The organism is Streptosporangium sp. NPDC023963, assembly GCF_040639135.1.
Taxonomy (GTDB): Bacteria; Actinomycetota; Actinomycetes; order Streptosporangiales; family Streptosporangiaceae; genus Streptosporangium.
In genome coordinates this window covers 1-25400 of record NZ_JBEZZK010000001.1, presented here as the reverse complement: position 1 = coordinate 25400, position 25400 = coordinate 1, and the positions used below count along the sequence as shown (strand labels likewise).

20 protein-coding genes, 1 rRNA gene and 2 pseudogenes are annotated in these 25400 nt (G+C 70.0%); 20 read left to right on the top strand and 3 right to left on the bottom strand.

Going from position 1 to position 25400, the window contains the following annotated elements; genetic code table 11:
- The first annotated feature begins 252 nt into the window (after positions 1 to 252).
- The 9 genes and pseudogenes from infC to AB0F88_RS00075 all read left to right on the top strand — a co-directional run bounded on the left by infC (position 253) and on the right by AB0F88_RS00075 (position 7883).
- A complete protein-coding gene (gene infC / locus AB0F88_RS00115) occupies positions 253 to 906 on the top strand; it encodes a translation initiation factor IF-3 (protein ID WP_362677869.1) in 654 nt (217 codons plus the stop codon).
- A 130-nt stretch (positions 907 to 1036) separates the two neighbouring features.
- Positions 1037 to 1231, top strand: a complete 195-nt coding sequence (rpmI, locus tag AB0F88_RS00110) for a 50S ribosomal protein L35 (RefSeq protein ID WP_030920046.1) — start codon at positions 1037 to 1039, stop codon at positions 1229 to 1231.
- Between the two features lie 24 nt (positions 1232 to 1255).
- Positions 1256 to 1639, top strand: a complete 384-nt coding sequence (gene rplT / locus AB0F88_RS00105; protein WP_012892552.1) for a 50S ribosomal protein L20 — start codon at positions 1256 to 1258, stop codon at positions 1637 to 1639.
- A gap of 72 nt (positions 1640 to 1711) precedes the next feature.
- Positions 1712 to 2527 (top strand): RNA methyltransferase, encoded by an 816-nt coding sequence (locus AB0F88_RS00100; protein WP_362675534.1) that lies wholly within the window; start codon positions 1712 to 1714, stop codon positions 2525 to 2527.
- A 79-nt stretch (positions 2528 to 2606) separates the two neighbouring features.
- Positions 2607 to 3689 carry an ATP-binding protein gene (locus tag AB0F88_RS00095; RefSeq protein ID WP_362675531.1) on the top strand — a complete coding sequence of 361 codons (1083 nt, stop codon included), beginning with the start codon at positions 2607 to 2609 and terminating at the stop codon, positions 3687 to 3689.
- Positions 3690 to 3810: 121 nt separating this feature from the next.
- The gene (gene pheS / locus AB0F88_RS00090; protein ID WP_362677867.1) at positions 3811 to 4860 is read left to right on the top strand and encodes a phenylalanine--tRNA ligase subunit alpha; all 1050 of its coding nucleotides are present in this window, start codon (positions 3811 to 3813) and stop codon (positions 4858 to 4860) included.
- Positions 4860 to 6170 (top strand): annotated as a pseudogene (locus AB0F88_RS00085) (phenylalanine--tRNA ligase subunit beta); the annotation flags it as partial. The gene pheS and the pseudogene AB0F88_RS00085, both read left to right, overlap by 1 nt.
- A 147-nt stretch (positions 6171 to 6317) precedes the next feature.
- Positions 6318 to 7463 (top strand): annotated as a pseudogene (locus tag AB0F88_RS00080) (phenylalanine--tRNA ligase subunit beta); the annotation flags it as partial.
- A gap of 174 nt (positions 7464 to 7637) precedes the next feature.
- The gene (locus AB0F88_RS00075) at positions 7638 to 7883 is read left to right on the top strand and encodes a hypothetical protein (RefSeq protein ID WP_362675528.1); all 246 of its coding nucleotides are present in this window, start codon (positions 7638 to 7640) and stop codon (positions 7881 to 7883) included.
- 105 nt (positions 7884 to 7988) lie between these two features.
- Here the strand turns inward: AB0F88_RS00075 and AB0F88_RS00070 are convergent, their stop codons facing one another.
- The 3 genes from AB0F88_RS00070 to AB0F88_RS00060 all read right to left on the bottom strand — a co-directional run bounded on the left by AB0F88_RS00070 (position 7989) and on the right by AB0F88_RS00060 (position 11829).
- A complete protein-coding gene (locus tag AB0F88_RS00070; protein WP_362677865.1) occupies positions 7989 to 8567 on the bottom strand; it encodes a Uma2 family endonuclease in 579 nt (192 codons plus the stop codon).
- 83 nt (positions 8568 to 8650) lie between these two features.
- Positions 8651 to 9955 carry an MFS transporter gene (locus AB0F88_RS00065; RefSeq protein WP_362675525.1) on the bottom strand — a complete coding sequence of 435 codons (1305 nt, stop codon included), beginning with the start codon at positions 9953 to 9955 and terminating at the stop codon, positions 8651 to 8653.
- Between the two features lie 212 nt (positions 9956 to 10167).
- Positions 10168 to 11829 carry a class I adenylate-forming enzyme family protein gene (locus tag AB0F88_RS00060; RefSeq protein ID WP_362675522.1) on the bottom strand — a complete coding sequence of 554 codons (1662 nt, stop codon included), beginning with the start codon at positions 11827 to 11829 and terminating at the stop codon, positions 10168 to 10170.
- 269 nt (positions 11830 to 12098) lie between these two features.
- Between AB0F88_RS00060 and argC the strand changes: the two genes are divergently transcribed.
- From argC to AB0F88_RS00005, 11 genes are all read left to right on the top strand, one after another.
- Positions 12099 to 13121 carry an N-acetyl-gamma-glutamyl-phosphate reductase gene (gene argC / locus AB0F88_RS00055; RefSeq protein WP_362675519.1) on the top strand — a complete coding sequence of 341 codons (1023 nt, stop codon included), beginning with the start codon at positions 12099 to 12101 and terminating at the stop codon, positions 13119 to 13121.
- Positions 13118 to 14272: a bifunctional glutamate N-acetyltransferase/amino-acid acetyltransferase ArgJ gene (gene argJ / locus AB0F88_RS00050; protein WP_362675516.1), complete on the top strand. Its 1155-nt coding sequence runs from the start codon at positions 13118 to 13120 to the stop codon at positions 14270 to 14272. Before argC ends, argJ begins: the two co-directional genes overlap by 4 nt.
- Positions 14269 to 15231, top strand: coding sequence for an acetylglutamate kinase (gene argB / locus AB0F88_RS00045; RefSeq protein ID WP_362675513.1), 963 nt, complete (start codon positions 14269 to 14271; stop codon positions 15229 to 15231). Before argJ ends, argB begins: the two co-directional genes overlap by 4 nt.
- A gap of 56 nt (positions 15232 to 15287) precedes the next feature.
- A complete protein-coding gene (locus AB0F88_RS00040) occupies positions 15288 to 16439 on the top strand; it encodes an acetylornithine transaminase (RefSeq protein WP_362677863.1) in 1152 nt (383 codons plus the stop codon).
- Complete coding sequence (gene argF / locus AB0F88_RS00035; protein WP_362675510.1) at positions 16429 to 17514, top strand: ornithine carbamoyltransferase; 1086 nt, start codon at positions 16429 to 16431, stop codon at positions 17512 to 17514. Before AB0F88_RS00040 ends, argF begins: the two co-directional genes overlap by 11 nt.
- Entirely contained in the window at positions 17511 to 18017 is a 507-nt protein-coding gene (locus AB0F88_RS00030; RefSeq protein ID WP_362675507.1) for an arginine repressor, read from the top strand. The genes argF and AB0F88_RS00030 overlap by 4 nt, the downstream gene beginning before the upstream one ends.
- Before the next feature lie 70 nt (positions 18018 to 18087).
- The gene (locus AB0F88_RS00025) at positions 18088 to 19296 is read left to right on the top strand and encodes an argininosuccinate synthase (protein ID WP_362675504.1); all 1209 of its coding nucleotides are present in this window, start codon (positions 18088 to 18090) and stop codon (positions 19294 to 19296) included.
- A gap of 53 nt (positions 19297 to 19349) precedes the next feature.
- Positions 19350 to 20747 (top strand): argininosuccinate lyase, encoded by a 1398-nt coding sequence (gene argH, locus AB0F88_RS00020; protein WP_362677861.1) that lies wholly within the window; start codon positions 19350 to 19352, stop codon positions 20745 to 20747.
- Positions 20748 to 21029: 282 nt separating this feature from the next.
- Positions 21030 to 21680, top strand: a complete 651-nt coding sequence (locus AB0F88_RS00015; RefSeq protein WP_362675501.1) for a DNA-3-methyladenine glycosylase — start codon at positions 21030 to 21032, stop codon at positions 21678 to 21680.
- Positions 21681 to 21818: 138 nt separating this feature from the next.
- Entirely contained in the window at positions 21819 to 23087 is a 1269-nt protein-coding gene (gene tyrS, locus AB0F88_RS00010) for a tyrosine--tRNA ligase (RefSeq protein ID WP_362675498.1), read from the top strand.
- Between the two features lie 770 nt (positions 23088 to 23857).
- Positions 23858 to 25382 (top strand): 16S ribosomal RNA (locus tag AB0F88_RS00005).
- Positions 25383 to 25400: the final 18 nt, after the last annotated feature.

Below are 25400 nucleotides of genomic sequence, written 5' to 3'. Positions count from 1 at the left end.
GGACGCGCAAGCGGAGGTCGTCCTCCCACCTCGTCGGCCGCAAGGCTGACAGGTCAGGATCACAACCGGGGTTAGGTCCCCGGAGAGCTTACGGCGTGAAGCCTTCGAGTTCATGTGGCCCCGCATGCGTGACGTGCGGGGCATCTTGCGTTCGAACGCCCTCAACAGGGTGTGCGTTCTACGACCTCCCGGCACGATCGAGCATGTTGCGGCCTCCTCCCGGAGGCCGCGGATCGCAACCTAGGAGGCCCCATCAGCGCCGAGCCCCGCATCAATGACCGCATTCGCGTGCCCGAGGTCCGCCTCGTCGGCCCGAACGGCGAGCAGGTGGGCATCGTCTCCATCGGCGATGCCTTGAAGCTGGCTCAAGAATCCGACCTCGACCTGGTCGAGGTCGCGGCAACGGCCCGCCCGCCAGTGTGCAAGCTCATGGACTACGGCAAGTTCAAGTACGAGTCCGCGATGAAGGCACGTGAGGCGCGTCGTAACCAGGCGTACACCATCATCAAGGAGATCAAGCTTCGGCCGAAGATCGACCCGCACGACTACGAGACCAAGAAGGGTCACGTGGTGCGGTTCCTCAAGGCCGGCGACAAGGTCAAGGTCACCATCATGTTCCGCGGTCGGGAGCAGTCCCGGCCCGAGCTGGGCTTCCGGCTCCTGCAGCGGCTGGCGGAGGACGTGACGGAGCTCGGCTTCGTCGAGTCCCAGCCCAAGCAGGACGGCCGAAACATGATCATGGTGATCGGCCCGCACAAGAAGAAGGCCGAGGCCAAGGCCGAGAAGGCGGCGGCCAAGGCGCGGCATGACGAGAACCCTTCGGGTGACGGGTCACCGGCCGCCGACGAGACGCGCGTCAACGACGAGGTGTCCGTCAGTGGAGCGGTGGCGGCTCCGCAGGAGTAACTCGCATAGCCTGGATCGTCAGGTAGTCGCGAGATCAGTCCGAGACCGGGTCCGGTCTCGTAGTCAGGCACGCCCTTGACTTGGGTTACCGGCCCGGGACATCGGCACGATCGAGGGAGAGACGGCTGAGATGCCGAAGATGAAGACGCACAGCGGTGCGAAGAAGCGGTTCAGGCTCACGGGTTCCGGCAAGCTTGTGCGCCGTCGCGCCAACCGTGCGCACTACAACGAGCACAAGCCGTCCACCTTGACGCGTCGTCTCAAGCCCGAGGTCGTGCTCTCCGACGCCGACTCCAAGAAGATCAAGAAGCTGCTCGCTAAGTAACCGCCCCCGGGGAGATAGATACACATGGCACGCGTGAAGCGGGCGATCAACGCCAAGAAGAAGCGCAAGGTCGTTCTCGAGCGGGCGAAGGGCTACCGGGGTCAGCGATCCAGGCTGTACCGCAAGGCCAAGGAGCAGATGCTCCACTCGATGACGTACGCCTACCGCGACCGCAAGGACCGCAAGGGCACCTTCCGCCGTCTCTGGATCCAGCGCATCAACGCCGCTGCCCGCCAGAACGGCATCACCTACAACAGGCTCATCCAGGGCCTGCGGCTCGCCTCCATCGAGGTCGACCGCAAGATCCTCGCCGACCTCGCGGTCAACGACGCCGCCACGTTCGCGACGCTGGTCGAGGCCGCCAAGAAGGCGCTCCCGGCCGACGTGAACGCGCCGGTCGCCGGCTGAGCGAGGCACTGACGACCATGCGGCCCGCAGCGATCACGCTGCGGGCCGCATTCGCATTCTTGGGGGACGGGCATGGCCGGGTCTGAGCTGACCAACATCAAGTCGCCGCGGGTCAAGGCCGCGCGGAGGCTGACGAAGCGGGCCTTCAGGGACCGCGACCGTTCCTTCCTGGCGGAGGGGCCGCAGGCGGTCCGCGAGGCGCTGGCGCTGGACGGCGTCGTGGTGGAGCTTTTCACCACGGCCGAGGCCGAGCTGCGTCACGCCGACGTCGTCACCGCCGCCACCGCCGCGGGAGTGCCCGTCCACCGGGCCAGCGGCGAGGTCATGGCCGAGCTGGCCCAGACCGTCACCCCCCAGGGGCTGCTGGCCGTGTGCCGCTTCGTGCACGTGCCCCTGGACGCCTCCGTCGTCTCCGGCTCCACGCTGGTGGCGGTGCTGGCCCACGTCCGCGACCCCGGCAACGCGGGCACCGTGCTGCGTACGGCCGACGCCGCGGGCGCCGACTCCGTCGTCTTCACCGACGCCTCGGTCGACCCCTACAACGGCAAGTGCGTGCGGGCCAGCGCGGGCAGCCTGTTCCACCTTCCGGTCAGCACGGGCGTCCCGGTGGCGCGGGCCGTGGAGCACCTGAAGGGGGCCGGGCTCCGGGTGCTCGCCGCCGACGGCGCGGGCAAGCAGACCCTGGACGACGTGGACCTGTCCGGGCCGACGGCCTGGATCTTCGGCAACGAGGCGTGGGGGCTTCCCGAGGAGATCCTGAAGCTGGCCGACGAGGTCGTCAGGGTTCCCATCTACGGACGGGCCGAGAGCCTGAACCTCGCGACCGCCGCCGCGGTCTGTCTGTACGCATCTGCCCGTTCTCAGCGCACCGGTCCCGGCTCCAGGTGAGGCTCCCCGCCCGGCGAGGCTGCCGTACGGTGCGGGAAACCCGCTATTGTCGGCCATGTAGCGTCGAGGAGGCGGGGTCGTGCACGGCGAACACACCGGCGAGCGGAGCACCGATGCCGCTTCTGTGATCGACGTCGACGAGCTTCCCGACGGCCTCGTGGTCACCGACGGTGACGGCCACGTGCTGACCGTCAACCGGGCCGCGGCCCTGCTGACCGGCGTCACCCGCGAGCGGGCCGTCGGGCGGCACCTGCGCGACGTGTTCTCCTTCCGCGACCACGACGGGCGCGACTGGTGGAAGTGGCTCGACACCTACGGCGGGCTTTCCAGCCGCGCCCGCCATCCCGAGCTGCCGCTGCGCACCCCCGGTGGCCAGGAGCTGCTGGTGGCCGCCCGGCTGGTGCGCGAGCCGCGGCGGGGCGGAGAGGTCGTCCGGGTGGTCATCACGTTGCGTGACGCCGGGGCCCGCGCCCGCCTGGAGCGCAGCCGCGCCGACCTGGTCTCCACCGTCGCCCATGAGCTCCGCTCCCCGCTGACCAGCGTCAAGGGATTCACCGCGACCCTGCTGGCCAAGTGGACCCGCTTCACCGACGACCAGAAGCTCGTCATGCTGGAGACCGTCAACGCCGACGCCGACCGGGTGACCCGGCTGATCACCGAGCTGCTCGACGTCTCGCGCATCGAGTCGGGGCGGCTGGAGATCCACCGCCAGGTGGTCGACGTCCCGGCCAGGGTCGCAAGGATCATCGCGGGACGGGTGGCCGCGGGCGAGCCGGAGGACCGCTTCGTGCTCCAGGTTCGCGGCGAGCTGCCCGAGACCTGGCTCGACCAGGACAAGATCGACCAGGTGCTCGCCAACCTGATGGAAAACGCGGTGCGTCACGGGCGCGGTACGGTGACAATAGTCGTCGAGCCGAGCGAATGGGGAGTGACCGTGTCCGTCCGCGACCAGGGGGAGGGCATCCCGCCCGAGCTGGTCACGCGCGTCTTCCGGCAGTTCTGGCGGGGCAACGCCCGCCGCCGCGGCGGCACCGGGCTCGGCCTGTTCATCGTCAAGGGGCTGATCGAGGCGCACGGCGGCACCATCTCCGTGCAGCGCGGGCCCGAGGGCGGCGCCGAGTTTCGATTTATGGTGCCCACCGGCACCCCCGACTTCGTCTGATCGCGAATGTCGGCCCGGTGGGCTCATCCGACTAGACTCATGGCCGCTCAAGCCCTGGATTCGGAGCTCTCTCTTGTCAAACTACGACCCGGTCGAGGTGACCCCGCTGCACGCCGACGAGATGGCGCGCATGCAGGCCGAAGCGCTCGACGCCGTCAAGGCGGCGCGCGACCTCGAAGAACTCAAGCAGGTGCGCCTCGCGCACGCCGGTGACCGCTCACCGATCGCCCTGGCCAACCGCGAGATCGGGGCTCTGCCCCCGGCGGCCCGCTCCGAGGCGGGCAAGCGCATCGGCGGCGCCCGCAAGGCGGTCGCCGACGCCCTCGCCGAGCGGCAGGCGCAGCTGGAGGCCGAGCGCGACGAGCGGGTCCTCGTCGAGGAGACCGTCGACGTCACGCTGCCCTCCGCCCGCACCCCCCGCGGCGCCAGGCATCCGCTGACCACCCTCCAGGAGCGCATCGCCGACGCCTTCGTCGCGATGGGCTACGAGGTGGCGGAAGGCCCCGAGCTGGAGGGGGAGTGGTTCAACTTCGACGCGCTGAACATCTCCGCCGACCACCCGGCGCGCTCGGAGCACGACACCTTCTTCGTGGAGTCCGTCGACTCCGGCAAGGTGCTGCGCACCCAGACCTCCCCGGTCCAGATCCGGGCGCTGCTCAGCAGGGAGCTCCCGGTCTACGTGATCTCGCCGGGCAAGGTGTTCCGCACCGACGAGCTCGACGCCACGCACACCCCCGTCTTCCACCAGGTCGAGGGGCTGGCGATCGACGAGGGCCTGACCATGGCCCATCTCAAGGGCACCCTCGACCGGTTCGCCGAGGTCATGTTCGGCGAGGGCATCACCACCCGGTTCCGGCCCAACTACTTCCCGTTCACCGAGCCCTCCGCCGAGATGGACCTGAAGTGCTTCGTCTGCCGCGGCGCCTCCGCGGTGCCCGGCAACCCGCCCTGCCGCACCTGCAAGTCGGAGGGCTGGATCGAGTGGGGCGGCTGCGGCATGGTCAACCCGCGGGTGCTCATCGCCTGCGGCGTCGACCCCGCCCGCTACAGCGGCTTCGCCTTCGGCATGGGCGTCGAGCGCACCCTGATGTTCCGTCACAACGCCGAGGACATGCGCGACATGGTCGAGGGAGACGTCCGCTTCACCCTTCCCTTCGGAATGGAGGTCTGATGAAGGTCCCGCTTTCATGGCTGCGGGAGTACGTCGATCTCCCCGCCGTCACGGCGCACGAGATCGCCGAGAAGCTCACCGCCGCCGGGCTCAAGCTCGAGTCCGTCACCTCCTACGGCCACGACATCAAGAACGTCGTCGTGGGCGAGGTGATCTCCATCGAGACGCTGGAGGGGTTCAAGAAGCCCATCCGCCACTGCCAGGTCGAGGTGGGGGAGGCCGCGCCGCGCGAGATCGTCTGCGGCGCGACCAACTTCGAGGCCGGCGACCGTGTCCCGGTCGCGCTGCCCGGCGCCGTGCTGCCCGGCGGGTTCGAGATCGCCTCGCGCAAGACCTACGGGCGGCTGTCCGACGGCATGATCTGCTCGGAGGCGGAGCTCGGCGTGGCCGAGTCGTCGCCCGGCATCCTCGTGCTGCCCGGCGGCACCCCGATCGGCGCGGACGTGGTCGAGCTGCTCGGCCTGCGTGACGACGTGATCGAGCTGGAGATCACCCCGGACATCGGCTACGCCCTCTCCATCCGGGGGGTGGCCCGCGAGGCCGCCACCGCCTTCGACTCGGCGTTCCTCGACCCCGCCGACGTCTCCCCGCCCGCCGCGACGGGCCCGTCCTACCCGGCCTCGATCGCCGACCCGTCGGCCTGTGACCGCTTCGTGCTCCGCGAGATCCGCGGGTTCGACCCGTCGGCGCCGAGCCCGCTGTGGATGCGCGCGCGGCTCTCCCGCGCCGGCATGCGCCCGGTCTCGCTCGCCGTCGACGTCACCAACTACGTCATGCTGGAGCTCGGCCAGCCGCTGCACGCCTTCGACGCGGCCAAGCTGACCGGCGAGATCGTGGTGCGCAGGGCCGAGCCGGGCGAGACGCTGGAGACGCTGGACCACGTGGTCCGCAAGCTCCACCCGGACGACATCCTGATCACCGACGGGTCGGGCGCGATCTCGATGGCAGGCACCATGGGCGGCCTGCACACCGAGATCTCCGACGCCTCCGCCGACATCGTGATCGAGGCGGCCCACTTCTCCGCCAGCGGCACCGCGCGGATGTCGCGCCGGCACAACCTGGTGAGCGAGGCCTCCAAGCGCTTCGAGCGGGGCGTCGACAGGGAGTTGCCGCTGTACGCCTCCTGGCGCGCGGCCCGGTTGCTGGCCGAGCTCGGCGGCGGCACGATCCAGCCGGGCGTCACCCACGCCGAGGTGGAGGTCGAGCCGGTCCGCGTCGTCGTCCCGAGCGGCTACCCCGGCAGGGTCGCGGGCACCGCCTACGACCGCGAGACGGTGATCCGCCGCCTGGAGCAGGTCGGCTGCGTGGTCGAGAGCACCACCGCGACCGGCCCGGTGACGGGCGGCACGGCAGGCGGCACTGTGACCGGCACTGTGACCGGCGCTGTGACCGGCACTGTGGCCACCGGCGACCCGGCCTCCGCCGGGATCGCCGCGAGGCTCACGGTCACCGGTGACGACATGCTGGCGGTCACCCCGCCCTCGTGGCGGCCCGACCTGACCGACCCGAACGACCTCGCCGAGGAGGTCATCAGGCTGGAGGGCTACGAGAACCTGCCCTCGATCCTGCCGGCGGCCCCCGCGGGCGCGGGTCTCACCGAGAGCCAGCGCCTGCGCCGCCGGGTCGGCCGCGCCCTGGCCGCCGCGGGCTACGTCGAGATCCTCGCCTACCCGTTCAACGGGGAGCGTGACTTCGACAACCTGCAGCTGCCCGCCGACGACGCGCGCCGCCTGGCCGTACGGCTGGCGAACCCGCTCAGCGAGGACGAGCCGCTGATGCGGACGACCCTGCTGCCCGGCCTGCTCAAGACGCTGGTCCGCAACGTGGGCCGGGGCTTCGGCGATGTGGCGCTGTTCGAGGCGGGCCTGGTCTACCGGCCCTCGCCCGGCGCGCCCGCCGTCGCCCCCGTGCTGGGCGTCGACCGCAGGCCGAGCCCGGAGGAGCTCGCCTCGATCGAGTCCGCGCTGCCCGCCCAGCCGCTCCGGGTCGGGGCGGTGCTGGCCGGGGAGTTCGAGCCGTCCGGCTGGTGGGGCAAGGGCCGGGCGGCCGGCTGGGCGGACGCCGTCGAGGCGGCCCGGGTGGTGGCCGCCGAGGCCGGAGTCACCCTCGATGTCCGCGCGGACCGGCACGAGCCCTGGCACCCGGGCCGCTGCGCCGCGCTGTACGCCGGTGACGTGCTCGTCGGTCACGCCGGTGAGCTGCACCCGCGCGTCGTCGAGGCCTACGGCCTGCCCCCGCGCACCTGCGCGATGGAGCTGGAGCTGACCCGGCTGGAGCCGCTGACCGCGGGTCCGCCGCAGGCCCCGGCGATCTCCGCGTACCCCGTCGCGGGTCAGGACGTCGCGCTCATCGTCGACGCGGCCACCCCGGTGGCCGCGGTGGAGGCGGCGCTGCGCGAGGGCGCGGGCCCGCTGCTGGAGTCGATCCGGCTGTTCGACGTCTACACCGGCGCCCAGGTCCGCGAAGGCGGGAAGTCCCTCGCCTACTCGCTGCGCTTCCGGGCGCCCGACCGGACGCTCACCGTGGAGGAGACCACCGCGGCCCGCGACGCGGCCGTGGCCCTGGCCGGGGAGCGCACCGGGGCGCGGCTGCGCGGCGTCTGACCGGTTCACGAGGGGCCCGGGGCGTGTCCCGGGCCCCTTTTTTCGCCGTACCGGGCCGGGATCGTTCGCGTCCCGGGTGATTCTCCATCAGGAGGCGACGATGACGTACCCGCCGGTCGCTCAGGGCGGATCGCTCGCCCGGAGCGGAGAAGAGTCTTTCCCCGGGAGGGGGAGATGAGGCATCTGCTGGTGTTCGCCGAGCGCGACGACGCCGAGGAGGTCGCCGAAACCGTGGCCGGAGAGTTTCCGGTGATCGGCATGCCCGCGGTGGTCAGGGAGACCCTCGCGGGCGAGGACGACGCCGAGGACGCCCAGTGGCTGGTGGTGGTCGAGGATCCCTCCGGGATGTTGCCGCCGGAGGACGTGGCCCGCCTGGAGGCGCTGGCCGAGGAGTATGACGGCTGGCGCGAGAACGGGTGAGGCGCGGCCTCGTCCTACGGACTTCCGCGCGGGGAGGCGAGGTCCGTGACGGGCGGTGGGGCGTCTGGAGGTGTCCGGGCGGTGAGCGCCGCGCGAGACCGGGCCTTAGAGCCGGTCGATCCCCGTCAGGTCGATGTCGATGTCGAACGGCGCCGAGATCTTGAGCCGGTCGTGGTGGATGCCGGTGAGAACGTAGGTTTTGGCGACCGGGTCGAGCTCGTAGACGTAGATCGCAGGCTTTCCCGACTGGTTCTCGACCAGCCAGAAGTGCGCGATGCCCGCCTCGGCGTACAGCACCGGCTTGCGGTCGCGGTCGCGCGCCCTGGAGTCGGGGGAGATGACCTCCACGACCAGCACGACGTCCTCGGCCCGGTAGAAGGTCTGCTCCGGGCTGTGCTCGGCAGAGGCGTGGATGACGCTTATGTCGGGCTCGGGCCGCTGCCGTGTACCCAGCACGACGCTCATCTCCCGGCGCGCTCGAAGATCTTCCGGAATGGTCCGGTGAAGACCCGCCTCCAGGAGAAACATGGTGCGCGTATGAAAAGAAGCCTGAGGACTCACGAAGACAAGGCTTCCATCGATTAACTCTGTGTGTGCGGGCAATTGCGGAATGCGATCGAGGTCTTCCGCGACGAACCCCTCCGGCGGGGGAAACGCCCAGTCGGGCAGCGAGGACTCCGTCATCTCGGGGCTCCGTACGTCGACCGTCATGTCCTCAGAGTAGCAATGGGATTCCGTTCGGTGAGGATACTTGCCGCTGCCCGGTGTCAGGCGGGGGCGGTCTCCTCGCGGCGGGCGCGCTCCCTGATCGCGTGCTCGTCGGTGCGGGCGTCGTAGGTGCGGAACTTCGGCAGCAGCGCGGCCATCGCGGTCACCGCGCCGACGCACAGCAGGCCGCCGGCGCCCAGGGAGAAGCGGGTCCCTCCGAGGCCGGCCATCAGACCGGCCCTGGCGTTGCCGAGCATCGGACCGCTGGTGTAGGAGAGCAGCTCGATGCCCGCCAGGCGGCCGCGGAACTCGTCGGGGATGGTCTGGTTCCAGATGGTCGAGCGGAAGACGCCGCTGATCATGTCGGCGGCCCCGGCCACGGCCAGGAAGGCGAAGATGCCCCAGACGCTGGGCATCAGCGCCGCCAGCGCCACCGCCACCCCCCAGACGGCCGCCGCGACGATCACGCCGAGGCCGTGCCGGTGCACGTGCGCGGTCCAGCCGGAGGTGACCGAGGCGATCAGCGAGCCGATGGCCGAGGCGGAGAAGAAGAGTCCCAGGGCCTCGGGGGCGCCCAGCTCGTCGGCGAGGAACGGATACAGCGCGGTGGAGAACGCGAAGATCATCGCAGCGATGTCGACCAGGTAGGTGCCCATCAGGTCGGGACGGCCCACGGCGTAGCGGACCCCCTCGACCAGGGATCTGATCGAGGCCGAGGGAGTGTCCTCCGAGCGCGGCTGGGCCCGGACCATCCAGAGCAGGATCAGGGACGCCAGGAAGGTCACGACGTTGATGCCGTACGCGACGGCGACGCCGAACCAGGCCGCGATCAGGCCGCTGAGACCCGGGGCGACGATGGCGCCCAGATTCCACCGGAAGGCGCCGAGGGCGGCGGCCGCGGTCAGCTGGTCGTGCCTGACCACGCGCGGCATCAGCGACTCCAGGCTGGGCCGCTGCAGGCTGCCCAGCCCGGCCGAGAGGGCGCCGACCACGTAGAGCACCCAGACCTGCGGTTTCGGCAGCAGCGCGTTGACGGTCAGGATCGTGACCGTGAGGCAGAGGCCGACCTCGGTGAGAAGAATGATCTTGCGCCGGTCGAGGGCGTCCGCGATCGCCCCGCCCCAGAGCCCGCACACCACCATCGGGACGAATTCGGCCACGCTGACCAGGCCGACCGCCAGGTAGGAGCCGGTGAGCTCCTTCATCTGCAGCGGCACCGCGACCAGTGTCAGGAAGGTGCCGAACATCGTGATGACGCCGGAGCCGAAGAGCAGCCGGAAGTCGCGCGAGTCGCGGAGAGGACTGAGGTCCATCGCCAGACGGCGGAGCAGGGTCTTGATCGGTCGATCGGCGTTTTCCGGCACGAACAGCTAGTTTCGATGGTGATCTTCGCGATGGCAAATCATTTTCCGGCAGGTCACGGCCGGGCCGGGCGCGGGAAGCCGCCCCCGGTGCCGGGCGCCCGCGGGGGTGACCGGGCGCCGGCGCGGGGGACGGTGACGGGGCGGCAGGGCGGGGTGACGGCGACGATGAAAGGGCGGCGGCGGCGGCGGGGCGGGGCGTCGTCCGGCGGGCGTCAGGGGCCCAGGACCTCCTGGCGCAGCCGGGTCTTGAGGATCTTGCCGCCGGGGTTGCGGGGGAGTTCCGTCTCGCGTGTCCAGAACCTGACCGGCACCTTGAAGGAGGCGATCCGCTCGCGCAGGAAGGCCTGCAGCTCCTCGTCGGTGACCGGGGACGACAGCCGGAGCACCGCGCCGACCTCCTCGCCCAGCTCGTCGTGGGGGATCCCGATCACCGCGGCGTCCTCGACCGCCGGGTGTTCGAACAGGGCGGCCTCGACCTCGGCGCAGTAGACGTTCTCGCCGCCGCGGATGACCATGTCCTTGGCCCGGTCCACGATGAACACGAACCCCTCCTCGTCCACCCTGGCCAGGTCGCCGGTGTGCAACCAGCCGCCGACGAAGGTCTCCGCGGTGGCCTCCGGCCGGTTCCAGTAACCCAGGATGACGTTCGGGCCGCGCAGGCAGAGCTCGCCGACCGTGCCGACCGGCAGCTCGCCGCCGAGGGGGTCGGCGATCTTCACCTCGACCACGGCCATCGGCAGGCCGATGCTGTCGGGCTTGGCCAGGTAGTCGGCTCCGGCGTTGCTGATGGCGAGCGCGGTGGTCTCGGTCATGCCGTACCCGTTGGAGGGGGCGCGGTTGGGCAGCTGTTCGGTGATGCGCTCCAGCAGCTTCGGCGGGGCGGGGGCGCCGCCGTACCCGAGGCCGCTGAGGCTGGAGATGTCGTACTTGTCAAGATCGGGGTGGGACAGGAGCTGCCACACGTTGGTGGGCACGCCGGTGAGCCCGGTGATCCTCTCGCGCTCGATCAGCTCCAGCGCGCGGCCCGGGTCCCACTTGTACATCAGCACCAGGCCGCCGCCGGTGAACATGGTGGTGGTCATCACCGCGAAGCAGCCGGTGACGTGGAAGAGCGGCACGGTGAGCAGGGTGACCCGCCGCTGCCCGGCCGCGTCGCCCGGGTCCTTACCCGCCTTGATCACGCTGCGGTACAGGCCGTAGGCGACGGTCATCGGCGACTGGCCCAGGTTGCGGTGGCTGCCGAGCGCGCCCTTGGGACGGCCCGTGGTGCCGGAGGTATAGAAGATCGTCGCGGGGTCCTCGGGGGAGAGGTCGACCGGCGGCAGCGTCACGCCCGCCTCCACCTCTCCCAGCACGTCCGCGTAGGAGCGGGCGCCCTCGGGCACCGCGCCGCGGGTCACGATCAGCGCCGGGCCCAGGCCGGCGAGCCCGGCCGCCCGCTCGCCGTCGGCGATCAGCACCTTGGCCCCCGAGTCCGACAGGCCGTACTCCAGCTCCTGCGGCGTCCACCACGCGTTGAGCGGCACGGCTATCGCCCCGGCGGCCAGCGCGGCCGAGAAGGCGATCACCCACTCGGGGTAGTTGCGCATGGCGATGGCCACCCGGTCGCCTTTGACCACGCCGTACTCGTCCACCAGGCGCCGCGCGAGCGTGGCGGCCCGCCGGAAGTGCTCCTCGTAGGTGATGTGCTCGTCCTCGTACGTCAGGAAGACCTTGTCGCCGTGGAACCTGCTCGTCTCCAGAAGGGCCCGGAAGTCGCGAGGCGCGTGCTTCCAGGTTTTGACGGTCCCGCCGTGGCTGGGGACCTCTTCCGTCTCGAAAAGCTGCCCGGGGCCGGTGAGCTGGGCCTGGACCTGGTCGTGGGTGACAGTCATGCGTTCGTACTCCCGGAGGTGGAGGGGCCGGAAACGTCACGATACCGACCGGTAGGTACGTGCAACAGTGCCGAAACACGGCCGATGGCTTCGTGCCCCCGTTCGCAAGCCGATAAAGCACGGGCTTCGCGGTTTTTCCTGCCCGTGGTGTGCCTCTGGACGGCCAGGGGTGCGTGTTACCGGCTTGCATGGCAATCCTCCAAGATGCATAATCTTTCTAGTAAGTCCATGAGTAGCAATGCATGAACATGCAGACATCGGGGGGACGCATGAGAGCGGCGATCGCGGGTGCCAGCGGCTATGCCGGAGGTGAGCTCCTGCGCCTGCTGCTGTCCCACCCCGGCATCGAGATCGGCGCGCTGACCGCGGCCTCGAGCGCGGGCACCGCCCTCGGCGCCCACCAGCCACACCTGGCCCCGCTGGCCGGCCGGATCCTGCTGGAGACCACGCCCGAGACCCTCGGCGGCCACGACCTCGTCTTCCTCGCCCTGCCGCACGGCCAGTCGGCCGCCGTCGCCGAGCAGCTCGGCGACGGCACCCTCGTGGTCGACTGCGGCGCCGACTTCCGGCTCGCCGACCCCGCCGCGTGGGAGCACTTCTACGGCGGCGTCCACGCGGGCACCTGGCCGTACGGGCTGCCCGAGCTGCCGGGACGGCGTGAGGAGCTGCGGGCCACCCGGAGGATCGCCGTGCCGGGGTGCTACCCCACGGCCGTCACCCTGGCCATGTTCCCCGCCTTCGCCGCCGGCCTCGTCGAACCCGACGTGGTGGTGGTCGCCGCCAGCGGCACCAGCGGGGCGGGCAGGGCGCCCAAGCCGAACCTCCTGGGCAGCGAGGTGATGGGCTCCGCCAGCGCGTACGGCGTCGGCGGCGTCCACCGGCACACCCCGGAGATGGAGCAGAACCTCTCCTCCCTGGCGGGCGGGCCGGTCACCGTCTCCTTCACCCCCGTGCTGGCGCCGATGAGCCGCGGCATCCTCGCCACCTGCACCGCCCCCGCCAGGCCCGGCCTCACCACGGCGGTCCTGCGCGAGGCCTACGAGGTCGCCACCAAGGACGAGCCGTTCCTGCGGCTGCTCCCCGAGGGCCAGTGGCCCGCGACCTCGATGACCCTCGGCGCCAACACCGCCGCCCTCCAGGTCGTCCTGGACGAGCGCGCGGGCCGCGTCGTCGCCGTCGTCGCCATCGACAACCTCACCAAGGGCACCGCCGGCGGCGCGATCCAGAGTGCCAACCTCGCCCTCGGCCTGCCGGAAGAACTCGGCCTTCCTCTCAACGGAGTCGCCCCATGAGCGTGACCGCCCCTCTCGGCTTCCGTGCGTCGGGTGTCGACGCCGGGATCAAGTCCGGCGTCGACCGCGACCTGGCACTGGTCGTCAACGACGGCCCCTCGCGCGCCGCCGCCGGGGTCTTCACCGCCAACCGGGTGAAGGCCGCGCCCGTCCTGTGGTCCGCGCAGGTGCTGGCCGGGGGCCGGGTCCACGCCGTCGTCCTCAACTCCGGCGGCGCCAACGCCTGCACCGGGCCGCTCGGCTTCCAGGACACCCACGCCACCGCGGAGAAGGTCGCCGCGGCCCTGGGAGACTCGGCGGGGGAGGTCGCGGTCTGCTCCACCGGCCTGATCGGCGAGCGGCTGCCGATGGAGCCGCTGCTGGCCGGGGTCGACCTCGCGGTCTCCCAGCTCGCCAGGGACGGCGGCGTGGCCGCCGCCGACGCCATCCGCACCACCGACACCGTCTCGAAGATCTCCTTCAGGAAGGGCGCGGGCGGCTACATGGTCGGCGGCATGGCCAAGGGCGCGGGCATGCTCGCCCCCGGCCTCGCCACCATGCTGTCGGTGATCACCACCGACGCCGACCTGCCCTCCGAGCAGCTCGACGCGGTGCTCCGCAAGGTGACGCGGGTCACCTTCGACCGGCTCGACGCCGACGGCTGCATGTCCACCAACGACACCGTGCTGCTGCTGGCCAGCGGCGCCTCGGGAGTCGTCCCCGACCTCGCCGAGTTCGAGCAGATCCTCCTCGCGGTCTGCGCCGACCTCGCCCGCCAGCTGCTGATGGACGCCGAGGGCGCCTCCAAGGCGATCGCCGTCGAGGTCGTCGGCGCCGTCTCCGAGGACGACGCGGTCGCCGTCGGCCGCGCCGTCGCTCGTTCCAACCTCTTCAAGTGCGCCATGTTCGGCGAGGACCCCAACTGGGGCCGGGTGCTGTCGGCCGTCGGCACCACCGACGCCGTCTTCGAACCCGACCGGCTCAACGTGGCCATGAACGGCATCTGGATCTGCCGGGGCGGCGCCGCGGGCGACGACCGCTCCAAGGTCGACCTCACCCCGCGCGAGGTGACGATCACCATCGACCTGTCGGCGGGACCGCACTCGGCGACGGTCCACACCACCGACCTCACCACGGCGTACGTCCACGAGAACTCGGCGTACTCCACATGAGACGCGCCGAGGCCCTGAAGAAGGCCACCACGCTGATCGAGGCACTGCCCTGGCTCGCGAGCTTCCACGGCGCGACCGTCGTCATCAAGTACGGCGGCAACGCGATGACCGAGGAGCACCTGCGCGAGAAGTTCGCCGCCGACGTCGTCTTCCTTCACTACGCCGGGCTCAGGCCGGTGATCGTGCACGGGGGAGGGCCGCAGATCAACGCCCAGCTCGACCTGCTCGGCATCGAGTCCACCTTCACCGCCGGGCTCAGGGTCACCACCCCCGAGGCCATGCAGGTCGTCAGGATGGTCCTCGTCGGCCAGGTCAACCGCGACGTGGTCGGCCTGATCAACCGGCACGGACCGTTCGCGGTCGGCATGTCCGGCGAGGACGCCCACCTGCTCACCGCGGTACGCAAGCACGCCGTCGTCGACGGCGTCGGCGTCGACATCGGCCAGGTCGGCGACATCGTCAAGGTCGAGGCCGGAGCCGTGCGGGCACTGCTGGACGACGGCCGGATCCCGGTGATCTCCTCCATCGCGCGCAGTGACGACGGCACCGTCTACAACGTCAACGCCGACACCGCCGCCGCCGCGCTCGCCGTGGCCCTCCAGGCGGCCAAGCTGATCATCCTGACCGACGTCGAGGGCCTGTACCGCGACTGGCGCCCCGACGCCGAAGAGAACGAGATCATCGAACAGTTGTCCGCCACCGAGCTGGAGAAGCTCCTGCCGGGACTGTCCAGCGGCATGATCCCCAAGATGGAGGCGTGCCTGACCGCCGTCCAGGGCGGCGTGCCACGGGCCCACGTGCTCGACGGCAGGGTGCCCCACTCGGTGCTGCTGGAGATCTTCACCGACGAGGGCATAGGAACCATGGTGCTGCCGGACGCCCCCGAGGCGGCGGCCGCGCCGGAGCCGGTCAGGCGGCGGCCCGCGGCCCCCGCCCAGCTGAAGGGGAACGACCAGTGAGCCCGCAGGAAAGACCCGCAGGAGAGGCGCTCGCCAGGCGCTTCGAGGCCGCCTTCATGCCCAACTACGGCGTGCCCCCGGTGGCGCTGGCCCGAGGCGAGGGCGCGAGGGTCTGGGACGTCGACGGCCGCGAGTATCTCGACCTGATCGGCGGCATCGCGGTCAGCTCGCTCGGCCACGCCCACCCCGCCCTGGTCGAGGCCGTCTCCCGGCAGGTCGCCACGCTCGCCCACACCAGCAACCTCTTCCTGCACGAGCCCGAGGTGCTGCTCGCCGAGCGCCTGCTCGGCCTCCTCGGCGCCCCGGCCAAGGTGTTCTTCACCAACTCCGGGACCGAGGCCAACGAGGCCGCCCTGAAGCTCTCCCTCAAGTACGGCAAGGCGAACGGCCGCACCTACTTCGTGGCCGCGGAGAACGCCTTCCACGGCCGTACCCTCGGCGCGCTCGCCCTGACCGGCAAGCGCTCCATCCGCGACCAGTTCGGGCCGTTCCCGATCGATGTCCGCTTCGTCCCGTACGGTGACGCCGAGGCGCTCAAGAACGCGGTCACCGCCGAGTGCGCCGCGGTCTTCCTCGAACCCACCCAGGGAGAGGCGGGGGTCGTGCCCCCGCCCGAGGGCTACTTCACGGCCGCCAGGGGGATCTGCGACGCCACCGGCGCGCTGCTGGTCGCCGACGAGATCCAGTCGGCGATCGGCCGCACCGGGCACTGGTTCGCCCACCAGCACGAGGGCGTCCTGCCCGACGTGCTCACCCTGGCCAAGGGCCTCGGCGGCGGCATGCCGATCGGCGCCTGTGTCGGCTTCGGCGAGGCGGCCACCGTCTTCGCCCAGGGCGACCACGGGTCCACCTTCGGCGGGAACCCCGTCTCGGCCGCCGCCGCGCTCGCCGTGCTCGACACCATCGACAGGGACGGCCTGCTGGAGCACGTCCACACCGTCGGCACCGAACTCGCCAAGGGCGTCGCCGCGATCGACCACCCGCTGCTCGCCGGCGTCCGCGGCCGTGGCCTGTGGCGGGCCGTCGTGCTGACCGCCGGCCGCTCCGCCCAGGTCCAGGCGGCCGCCCAGCGCGCGGGTTTCCTGGTCAACGCCCTCCAGCCCGACGCGGTACGGCTCGCGCCCCCGCTGGTGATCACCTCCGCCCAGGTCGCGGCCTTCGTGGCCGCGCTTCCCGCCATCCTCGACGAGGCCGCAGATGCCCAGTAATCTCGCCGGACAGGCGCACGTCAGGCACTTCCTGAAGGACGACGACCTCTCGCCCGCGGAGCAGGCCCAGGTGCTCGACCTGGCCGAGACCGTGAAGAAGGACCGCTACGGCTACCGCCCCTTCGAGGGACCGCAGACCGTCGCCGTCCTCTTCGACAAGCACTCCACCCGCACCCGCATCTCCTTCGCGGTCGGCATCGGCGAGCTCGGCGGCCTTCCGCTGATCCTCGACGCGGGATCCTCCCAGATGGGCCGGGGCGAGTCGATCGAGGACACCGCCCGGATCCTGGAACGCCAGGTGGGCGCCATCGTATGGCGCACCTCGGGCCAGGAGAGGATCGAGGCCATGGCCTCGGCGTCCTCGGTACCGGTGGTCAACGCCCTCACCGACGAGTTCCACCCCTGCCAGATCCTCGCCGACCTGCAGACCGTCAGGGAGCACTTCGGCAGGACCGCAGGGATCACGCTGGCCTATTTCGGCGACGGGGCCAACAACATGGCCCACTCCTACCTGCTGGGCGGGGCCGTCGCCGGCATGCACGTGCGGGTCGCGGCCCCCGCCGGATACCTGCCCGACCCGGAGATCCTCCGGCGGGCCGGCGAGGTCGCCGCGCAGACCGGCGGCTCGGTCGCCGTCCTCGCCGACCCGGCCGAGGCCGCCGCGGGCGCGGACGTGCTCGCCACCGACACCTGGGTCTCCATGGGCCAGGAGGGCAAGGAGCAGCGGATCGCCGACCTCATGCCATACCAGGTCAACGCCGCGCTGGTGAGCCGGGCGGCCCCCGGCGCCGTCGTCCTGCACTGCCTGCCCGCCTACCGCGACCTGGAGATCTCCGCCGAGGTCCTCGACGGCCCGCAGAGCCTGGTGTGGGACCAGGCGGAGAACCGGCTGCACGCCCAGAAGGCCCTGCTGTACTGGCTGGTCGCGGTGGCGGGCCGGGACGCGCCCCCGGACGCCGGGCCGGGCAGCGGCTCCTCGGGTGACGGCTCTTGGCGGGACGGCTCCTTGGACGGAGCCTCCGCAGGTGGCGATCCCGAGGGCGGCGAGGCGTCCGGCGGCGGGGAATCCCCATGACCATCCCGATGACCAAGGTCGCCCGCCAGGCACGGATCACCGACCTCCTGCAGCGGCAGCCGGTCAGATCCCAGCCCGAGCTGGCCAAACTCCTGCTGGAGAGCGGTGTCGAGGTCACCCAGGCCACCCTCTCCCGCGACCTGGACGAGCTCGGCGCGCTCAAGCTGCGCGCCGAGGACGGCTCCCTGGTCTACGCCCTGCCGGGGGAGGGCGGCGACCGGATCAGGCGCGCCAGGCTCGGCACCGGCGAGTCCCCGGCCGCCAGGCTCGGCAGGCTCGCGGAGGAGCTCCTCGTCTCCGCCGAGGCCTCCGCCAACCTGGTCATCGTCCGCACGCCGCCGGGCGCCGCGCAGTTCCTCGCCTCCGCCATCGACCACGCCGACTGGGAGTCCATCCTCGGCACGGTCGCGGGAGACGACACGATTCTCGTCATCAGCCGCGACCCGCTGGGCGGGGCGGCGGTCGCAGAGGGACTGCTCCGGCACGCCGATCGACGTATTTAGCCTGCTCAGGCGGGCTATTACCGGCAGCATCCGACACCTGTGACCAATGAAGATCCTGGAGATATCCATCATGACCGATCGGGTCGTACTCGCGTTCTCCGGAGGCCTGGACACCTCCGTCGCCATTCCCTTCCTCGCCGAGAAAACCGGTGCCGAGGTCATCGCGGTCGCCGTCGACGTCGGCCAGGGCGGCGAGGACATGGAGGCCATCCGCAAGCGCGCCATCGACTGCGGCGCCGTGGAGTCCGTCGTCGTGGACGCCCGCGAGGAGTTCGCCACCGACTTCTGCGTGCCCGCGCTGCAGGCCAACGCCCTCTACATGGACCGCTACCCGCTGGTCTCCGCCCTGTCGCGGCCGCTGATCGTCAAGCACCTGGCCGCGGCGGCCAAGGAGTTCGGCGGCACCCACGTCTCGCACGGCTGCACCGGCAAGGGCAACGACCAGGTCCGGTTCGAGGCCGGTCTGGCCGCCCTCCACCCCGAGCTCAAGGTCATCGCCCCGGCCCGCGACTACGCGTGGACCCGGGACAAGGCGATCGCCTACGCCGAGGAGAAGAGCCTGCCGATCGAGACGACCAAGAAGAACCCGTACTCCATCGACCAGAACATCTGGGGCAGGGCCGTCGAGACCGGTTTCCTCGAGGACATCTGGAACGGCCCGATCGAGGACGTCTACGCCTACACCGCCGACCCGGCGCAGCCGCGCGACGCGGACGAGGTCATCGTCAGCTTCGTCAAGGGCGTACCCGTCGCGCTGGACGGACGGCACCTCACCCCGTTCCAGATCATCGAGGAGCTCAACCGCCGCGCCGGCGCCCAGGGCGTCGGCCGCCTCGACATGGTCGAGGACCGGCTCGTCGGCATCAAGTCCCGCGAGGTCTACGAGGCGCCCGGCGCCATCGCGCTGATCACCGCCCACATGGAGCTGGAGAACGTCACCGTCGAGCGCGATCTCGCCCGCTTCAAGCGGTCGGTGGACCAGCGCTGGGGCGAGCTCGTCTACGACGGCCTCTGGTTCTCCCCGCTCAAGAAGGCCCTCGACACCTTCGTCGCCGAGGTCCAGGAGCACGTCACCGGCGAGATCCGGATGACCCTGCACGGCGGCCGGGCCACCGTCACCGGGCGCCGCTCCGAGGCGTCGCTGTACGACTTCAACCTCGCCACCTACGACACGGGCGACACCTTCGACCAGTCCCTGGCCAAGGGCTTCGTCGAGCTGTGGAGCCTGCCCTCCAAGATTGCCTCCGCCCGGGACGCCCGGCTGGGCCGATTGGGCTAAGGTCGCGGATTGAATGGGGAGGGAGAACAACGGTGACTGATGGTGGAAAGCCCATGCGGCTGTGGGGCGGCCGGTTCGAGGGAGGTCCGGCCGACGCGCTGACCAGGCTCTCGGTGAGCGTCCACTTCGACTGGCGGCTGGTGCCGTACGACCTGCTGGCCTCGCGCGCGCACGCCAGGGTGCTGCACCGCGCGAACCTGCTGAGCGACGACGAGCTGGCGCGCATGATCGGCGCCCTGGACGACCTGGAGCGTGCCTGCAAGGCGGGCGAGTTCCGGCCGACCGTCGCCGACGAGGACGTCCACACCGCGCTGGAGCGCGGCCTGCTGGAACGCCTCGGCACGCTCGGCGGCAAGCTCCGAGCCGGTCGCAGCCGCAACGACCAGGTCGCCACCGACCTGCGGCTCTACCTGCGCGACCATGTCAGGCACATCGTGTCCCGGCTGGTGGAGCTGGAGACCGCGCTGATGAGCCAGGCCGAGGAGCACGCCGAGACGGCCGCCCCCGGCATGACCCACCTGCAGCACGCCCAGCCGGTCTCCTTCGGCCACCAGCTCCTGGCGCACGTGCACGCCTTCGCCCGCGACATCGACCGCCTGCGCGACTGGGACAGGCGCGCGGCCGTCTCCCCGCTGGGCGCCGGGGCGCTGGCCGGATCCTCCCTGCCGCTCGACCCGCAGGCCGTGGCCGGGGAGCTCGGCTTCGACTCCGCCGCGCCCAACTCGATGGACGCCGTCGCCGACCGCGACTTCGCCGCCGAGTTCCTGTTCGACGCGGCGATGATCGGCGTGCACCTGTCGAGGCTGGGCGAGGAGATCGTCCTGTGGGCCTCGCAGGAGTTCCGCTGGATCGAAATGGACGACGCCTACTCCACCGGCTCGTCGATCATGCCGCAGAAGAAGAACCCCGACGTGGCCGAGCTCGCCCGGGGCAAGAGCGGCCGTCTCATCGGCAACCTCATGGCGCTGCTGACGACGCTCAAGGGCCTGCCGCTGACCTACAACCGCGACCTGCAGGAGGACAAGGAGCCGGTGTTCGACTCCGTCGACAGCCTGCTGCTCGTCCTTCCCGCCATGGCCGGGCTGGTCGCGACCATGCGCGTCAACACCGCGAAACTGGAGGCCTCGGCCCCGGACGGGTTCGCCCTCGCCACCGACCTGGCCGAGCTGCTGGTCCGCCGGGGTGTCGCCTTCCGCGAGGCCCACGAGGCGGTCGGGCACCTGGTCGTCTGGTGCCAGGTCAACGACAAGGACTTCGGTGAGCTCACCGACGAGGAGCTGGCCAAGGTCTCGCCGCACTTCACGCCCGACTCCCGCGAGGTCCTCTCGGTGCCCGGCGCGCTGGCCGCCCGCAAGGCGCACGGCGGCACGGCACCCGACCGGGTCCGTGACCAGCTCATCGCGCTGCGTGAGATCGTCGACGCCCAGGCCGCCTGGGCGAGCGGAAGCTGATGTCCGGCGACGGCCGTCCCGAGGTCGCCGAGATACCGGGTGACGCTCGCCGGGTCGTCCGGAACTCAGGCGATTGCCGCCCGGTCACCGGAGGTCCGGGTGACGGCCGCTTGATCGCCCGGGATCCGGGGGACGGTCGTTCGGTCCCCGCAGGGCCGGGTGGTTGCCGCCTGGTCACCGGGGGTGCGGGGGGTGGTCGTCCGGTCATCGGGGGCCTGGGCGATTCCCGCTTGGTCATCGGGGGCCTGGGCGATGGCCGCTTGGTCATCGGGGGCCTGGGCGATGGCCGCTGACGAGAACGGCGGGCGACCGCCCGCCGCGTCCGTGCCGCTGGCACGCGACTTCTTCGACCGGCCCGCACACGAGGTAGCCCCCGATCTGCTGGGACGGGTGCTCGTGCACGGGCCGGTCGCGTTGCGGATCACCGAGGTCGAGGCGTACGGGGTGCCGGGCGAGGATCCCGCGTCACACACCTACCGGGGCCGGACGCCGCGCAACGCGGTGATGTTCGGCCCGCCGGGCCATCTGTACGTCTACTTCACGTACGGCATGCATTTCTGCGCCAACCTGACCTGCCTTCCCGAAGGGATCGGCTCCGGGGCGCTGCTGCGGGCCGGAGAGGTGATCTCCGGTGTCGAGACCGCCCTGGCCCGCCGGAGCGTTGGAAGCGCCCGTCCCGTCAGGGAAAACGACCTGGCCAGGGGGCCGGCGCGACTGGCGGTGGCGCTCGGCCTCACCCGCGAGCACAACGGGCTCGACGCCTGCGGCCCCGGATCGCTCTCCGTGGTCGAGGGCGAGCCGGCCAAGCAGTCGTCCATCCTGTCGGGACCGCGCACCGGGGTCTCGTCGGGGAAGGAGACGCCGTGGCGCTTCTGGATCGACGGTGAGCCCACGGTCTCTCCGCACCGCCCGCACGTCCCGCGCCGCCGGTAGGTCGCGTGCGCCCTCTCCTCGCCTCTTCCTCGCCCGTCCTTGTGCGCGAGAAGGGTTTCGAGTGGCGCGACGGTGCCGTGATCGGGCAGGGTGTACGAGAGCGCTAAATGTCCCTTCGAGCATTGGAAAGCAAGGATCGTGACCGACATTCTGGATGACCTCGCCTGGCGCGGCCTGATCGCGCAGTCCACCGACATCGACGCCCTGCGCGCGGCGATGGCCGAGGGTCCGATCACGGTCTATTGCGGCTTCGACCCGACCGCCCCCTCCCTGCACGTCGGCAACCTGGTCCCGTTGCTGACCCTCACCCGCCTCCAGCGGGCGGGTCACCGGGCCATCGGTCTGGTGGGCGGCGCGACGGGCCTGATCGGCGACCCCAGCGGCCGGAGTACCGAGCGCTCGCTCAACTCCTCCGACGTCGTGGCCGAATGGGTGGCGCGGATCCGCGTCCAGGTGGAGAAGTTCCTCGACTTCTCGGACGAGAAGACCGGGATCCTCGTCAGCAACCTCGACTGGACGGAGGGCATGTCCGCGATCGACTTCCTGCGCGACGTCGGCAAGCACTTCCCGGTCAACCGCATGCTCGCCCGCGAGTCGGTCTCGGCCAGGCTGGGCGGTGAGGGGCTCAGCTACACCGAGTTCAGCTACCAGATCCTGCAGGCCAACGACTACCTGGAGCTGAACAGGCGCCACGGCTGCACGCTCCAGATCGGCGGCAGCGACCAGTGGGGCAACATCACCGCGGGAACCGATCTCATCCGCCGGGTGACGGGTGGCCACGTGCACGCCCTCACCGTGCCGCTGATCACCAAGGCCGACGGGACCAAGTTCGGCAAGACGGCCGGCGGCGCGGTCTGGCTCAACCCGGAGATGACCTCCCCGTACGCGTTCTACCAGTTCTGGCTGAACGCGGACGACCGTGACGTGGTGAAGTTCCTCAAGATCTACAGCTTCCGGTCTCGTGAGGAGATCGAGGAGCTGGAGAAGGCGGCCGCCGAGCGGCCCGCGGGGCGCGAGGCGCAGCGGGCGCTCGCCGAGGAGTTCACCACGCTGCTGCACGGCGCCGACGAGTGCGCCGCGGTGATCGCCGCCTCGGCGGCCCTGTTCGGTCAGGGGTCCCTGGAGGAGCTGCCCGCGCGCACGCTTGGGGAGGCCCTCGCCGAGGTGCCGCGTGCGGAGGTGCCCGCTCTGGGGGCGTCCTTCGTCGATCTGCTCGCCGAGAGCGGCCTGGTGAAGTCGAAGTCGGAGGCGCGCCGCGCGGTCAAGGAGGGTGGCGCCTACCTCAACAACGTCAAGGTCACCGACGAGGCGTACGTGCCGGCTGGCGATGATCTGCTCCACGGACGCTTCCTGGTGCTGCGCCGTGGCAAGCGTTCCGTCGGCGGTGTCGAGATCGTCACTCCCTGACCCTTCCTCCGCTTGCTGCGCTGTTCCTGGCGCTTCCCGGTTCCTGGTGGTTCCCGGTGTCGTCCCGGTCTTCCGCGAGGTGCTGTCCTTCCGGTTTTTCGGTTCTTCCGGCAGGTCAGCGGGATGCTCCAGGTCGGCTGGACGCCCCGGCTCGGGCCGGGGCGTCAACCGTCTCACCACGTAACATTCCGGTAGCGAACGTTCCTGGTTTCCTTAAGGAACCGCTCTGACCTGCGGTTTTGCCAAGCGTGGCTGATTTGACGATGCCCCGAGGGGCGCATAATCTTTCCAATGCCCCGGAGCGAGCCGGACGCCGATCGGCGGACGGGCCCAGGGCCACTCCACCTGAAACGAACCTGAGCGTTCGGACTCCGCGTAGATCACCGGAAAATCGGTTGATTCGCTGTGGCCTGGATGACACGGTAGGTTCAGGGGGCCGCCTCGGAAGCGAGGCGGTGGGAATCCTAGCAAGTTTGCAGGTTTTGTGACAAACGGCTGATAGCTAGCAATTTGACACAATCTTGACAGGCCTGTACGGTTTAAATACGAAATGGAACGCCCCGGAGTTGTGGCCGGACCGCTTGGTCGGGTCAGGGCGATGGTGTACGCGTCCGTTTCTTGAGAACTCAACAGTGTGTTAAAAGCCAGTGCATGAAGCACAATCCCGTCCAACCCATCCTATGGGTGGGGGACGGATTCCTTTGGTTGAATATCCGCCACCGTTTTTGGATGGTGGTGGGCTTTCAGCTGGGTAAGGACTGTTCAGACATTGTTTGGAGAGTTTGATCCTGGCTCAGGACGAACGCTGGCGGCGTGCTTAACACATGCAAGTCGAGCGGAAAGGCCCTTCGGGGTACTCGAGCGGCGAACGGGTGAGTAACACGTGAGTAACCTGCCCCTGACTCTGGGATAAGCCCGGGAAACTGGGTCTAATACCGGATACGACACCTCCTGGCATCGGGTGGGTGTGGAAAGTTTTTTCGGTTGGGGATGGACTCGCGGCCTATCAGCTTGTTGGTGGGGTAATGGCCTACCAAGGCGACGACGGGTAGCCGGCCTGAGAGGGCGACCGGCCACACTGGGACTGAGACACGGCCCAGACTCCTACGGGAGGCAGCAGTGGGGAATATTGCGCAATGGGCGAAAGCCTGACGCAGCGACGCCGCGTGGGGGATGACGGCCTTCGGGTTGTAAACCTCTTTCAGCAGGGACGAAGTTGACGTGTACCTGCAGAAGAAGCGCCGGCTAACTACGTGCCAGCAGCCGCGGTAATACGTAGGGCGCAAGCGTTGTCCGGAATTATTGGGCGTAAAGAGCTCGTAGGTGGCTTGTCACGTCGGGTGTGAAAGCTTGGGGCTTAACTCCAGGTCTGCATTCGATACGGGCTGGCTAGAGGTAGGTAGGGGAGAACGGAATTCCTGGTGTAGCGGTGAAATGCGCAGATATCAGGAGGAACACCGGTGGCGAAGGCGGTTCTCTGGGCCTTACCTGACGCTGAGGAGCGAAAGCGTGGGGAGCGAACAGGATTAGATACCCTGGTAGTCCACGCTGTAAACGTTGGGCGCTAGGTGTGGGGACCTTCCACGGTTTCCGCGCCGTAGCTAACGCATTAAGCGCCCCGCCTGGGGAGTACGGCCGCAAGGCTAAAACTCAAAGGAATTGACGGGGGCCCGCACAAGCGGCGGAGCATGTTGCTTAATTCGACGCAACGCGAAGAACCTTACCAAGGCTTGACATCGCCCGGAAACACCCAGAGATGGGTGCCTCTTCGGACTGGGTGACAGGTGGTGCATGGCTGTCGTCAGCTCGTGTCGTGAGATGTTGGGTTAAGTCCCGCAACGAGCGCAACCCTTGTTCAATGTTGCCAGCACGCTCCTTCGGGGGTGGTGGGGACTCATTGGAGACTGCCGGGGTCAACTCGGAGGAAGGTGGGGATGACGTCAAGTCATCATGCCCCTTATGTCTTGGGCTGCAAACATGCTACAATGGCCGGTACAGAGGGTTGCGATACCGCAAGGTGGAGCGAATCCCTAAAAGCCGGTCTCAGTTCGGATTGGGGTCTGCAACTCGACCCCATGAAGTCGGAGTCGCTAGTAATCGCAGATCAGCAACGCTGCGGTGAATACGTTCCCGGGCCTTGTACACACCGCCCGTCACGTCACGAAAGTCGGCAACACCCGAAGCCCGTGGCCCAACCAGCTTGTCTGGGGGGAGCGGTCGAAGGTGGGGCTGGCGATTGGGACGAAGTCGTAACAAGGTAGCCGTACCGGAAGGTGCGGCTGGATCACCTCCTTTCTAAGGAGCACCGGCCTT

What these genes read in the sequence shown, in the direction of transcription:
- rpmI (WP_030920046.1), top strand. Translation starts at nt 1,037, where the DNA reads ATGCCGAAGATGAAGACGCACAGCGGTGCGAAGAAGCGGTTCAGGCTC.
- rplT (WP_012892552.1), top strand. Translation starts at nt 1,256, where the DNA reads ATGGCACGCGTGAAGCGGGCGATCAACGCCAAGAAGAAGCGCAAGGTC.
- AB0F88_RS00100 (WP_362675534.1), top strand. Translation starts at nt 1,712, where the DNA reads ATGGCCGGGTCTGAGCTGACCAACATCAAGTCGCCGCGGGTCAAGGCC.
- pheS (WP_362677867.1), top strand. Translation starts at nt 3,811, where the DNA reads ATGGCGCGCATGCAGGCCGAAGCGCTCGACGCCGTCAAGGCGGCGCGC.
- AB0F88_RS00075 (WP_362675528.1), top strand. Translation starts at nt 7,638, where the DNA reads ATGAGGCATCTGCTGGTGTTCGCCGAGCGCGACGACGCCGAGGAGGTC.
- AB0F88_RS00070 (WP_362677865.1), bottom strand. Translation starts at nt 8,567, where the DNA reads ATGACGGAGTCCTCGCTGCCCGACTGGGCGTTTCCCCCGCCGGAGGGG.
- AB0F88_RS00060 (WP_362675522.1), bottom strand. Translation starts at nt 11,829, where the DNA reads ATGACTGTCACCCACGACCAGGTCCAGGCCCAGCTCACCGGCCCCGGG.
- argC (WP_362675519.1), top strand. Translation starts at nt 12,099, where the DNA reads ATGAGAGCGGCGATCGCGGGTGCCAGCGGCTATGCCGGAGGTGAGCTC.
- argJ (WP_362675516.1), top strand. Translation starts at nt 13,118, where the DNA reads ATGAGCGTGACCGCCCCTCTCGGCTTCCGTGCGTCGGGTGTCGACGCC.
- argB (WP_362675513.1), top strand. Translation starts at nt 14,269, where the DNA reads ATGAGACGCGCCGAGGCCCTGAAGAAGGCCACCACGCTGATCGAGGCA.
- AB0F88_RS00040 (WP_362677863.1), top strand. Translation starts at nt 15,288, where the DNA reads ATGCCCAACTACGGCGTGCCCCCGGTGGCGCTGGCCCGAGGCGAGGGC.
- argF (WP_362675510.1), top strand. Translation starts at nt 16,429, where the DNA reads ATGCCCAGTAATCTCGCCGGACAGGCGCACGTCAGGCACTTCCTGAAG.
- AB0F88_RS00030 (WP_362675507.1), top strand. Translation starts at nt 17,511, where the DNA reads ATGACCATCCCGATGACCAAGGTCGCCCGCCAGGCACGGATCACCGAC.
- AB0F88_RS00025 (WP_362675504.1), top strand. Translation starts at nt 18,088, where the DNA reads ATGACCGATCGGGTCGTACTCGCGTTCTCCGGAGGCCTGGACACCTCC.
- argH (WP_362677861.1), top strand. Translation starts at nt 19,350, where the DNA reads ATGCGGCTGTGGGGCGGCCGGTTCGAGGGAGGTCCGGCCGACGCGCTG.
- AB0F88_RS00015 (WP_362675501.1), top strand. Translation starts at nt 21,030, where the DNA reads ATGGCCGCTGACGAGAACGGCGGGCGACCGCCCGCCGCGTCCGTGCCG.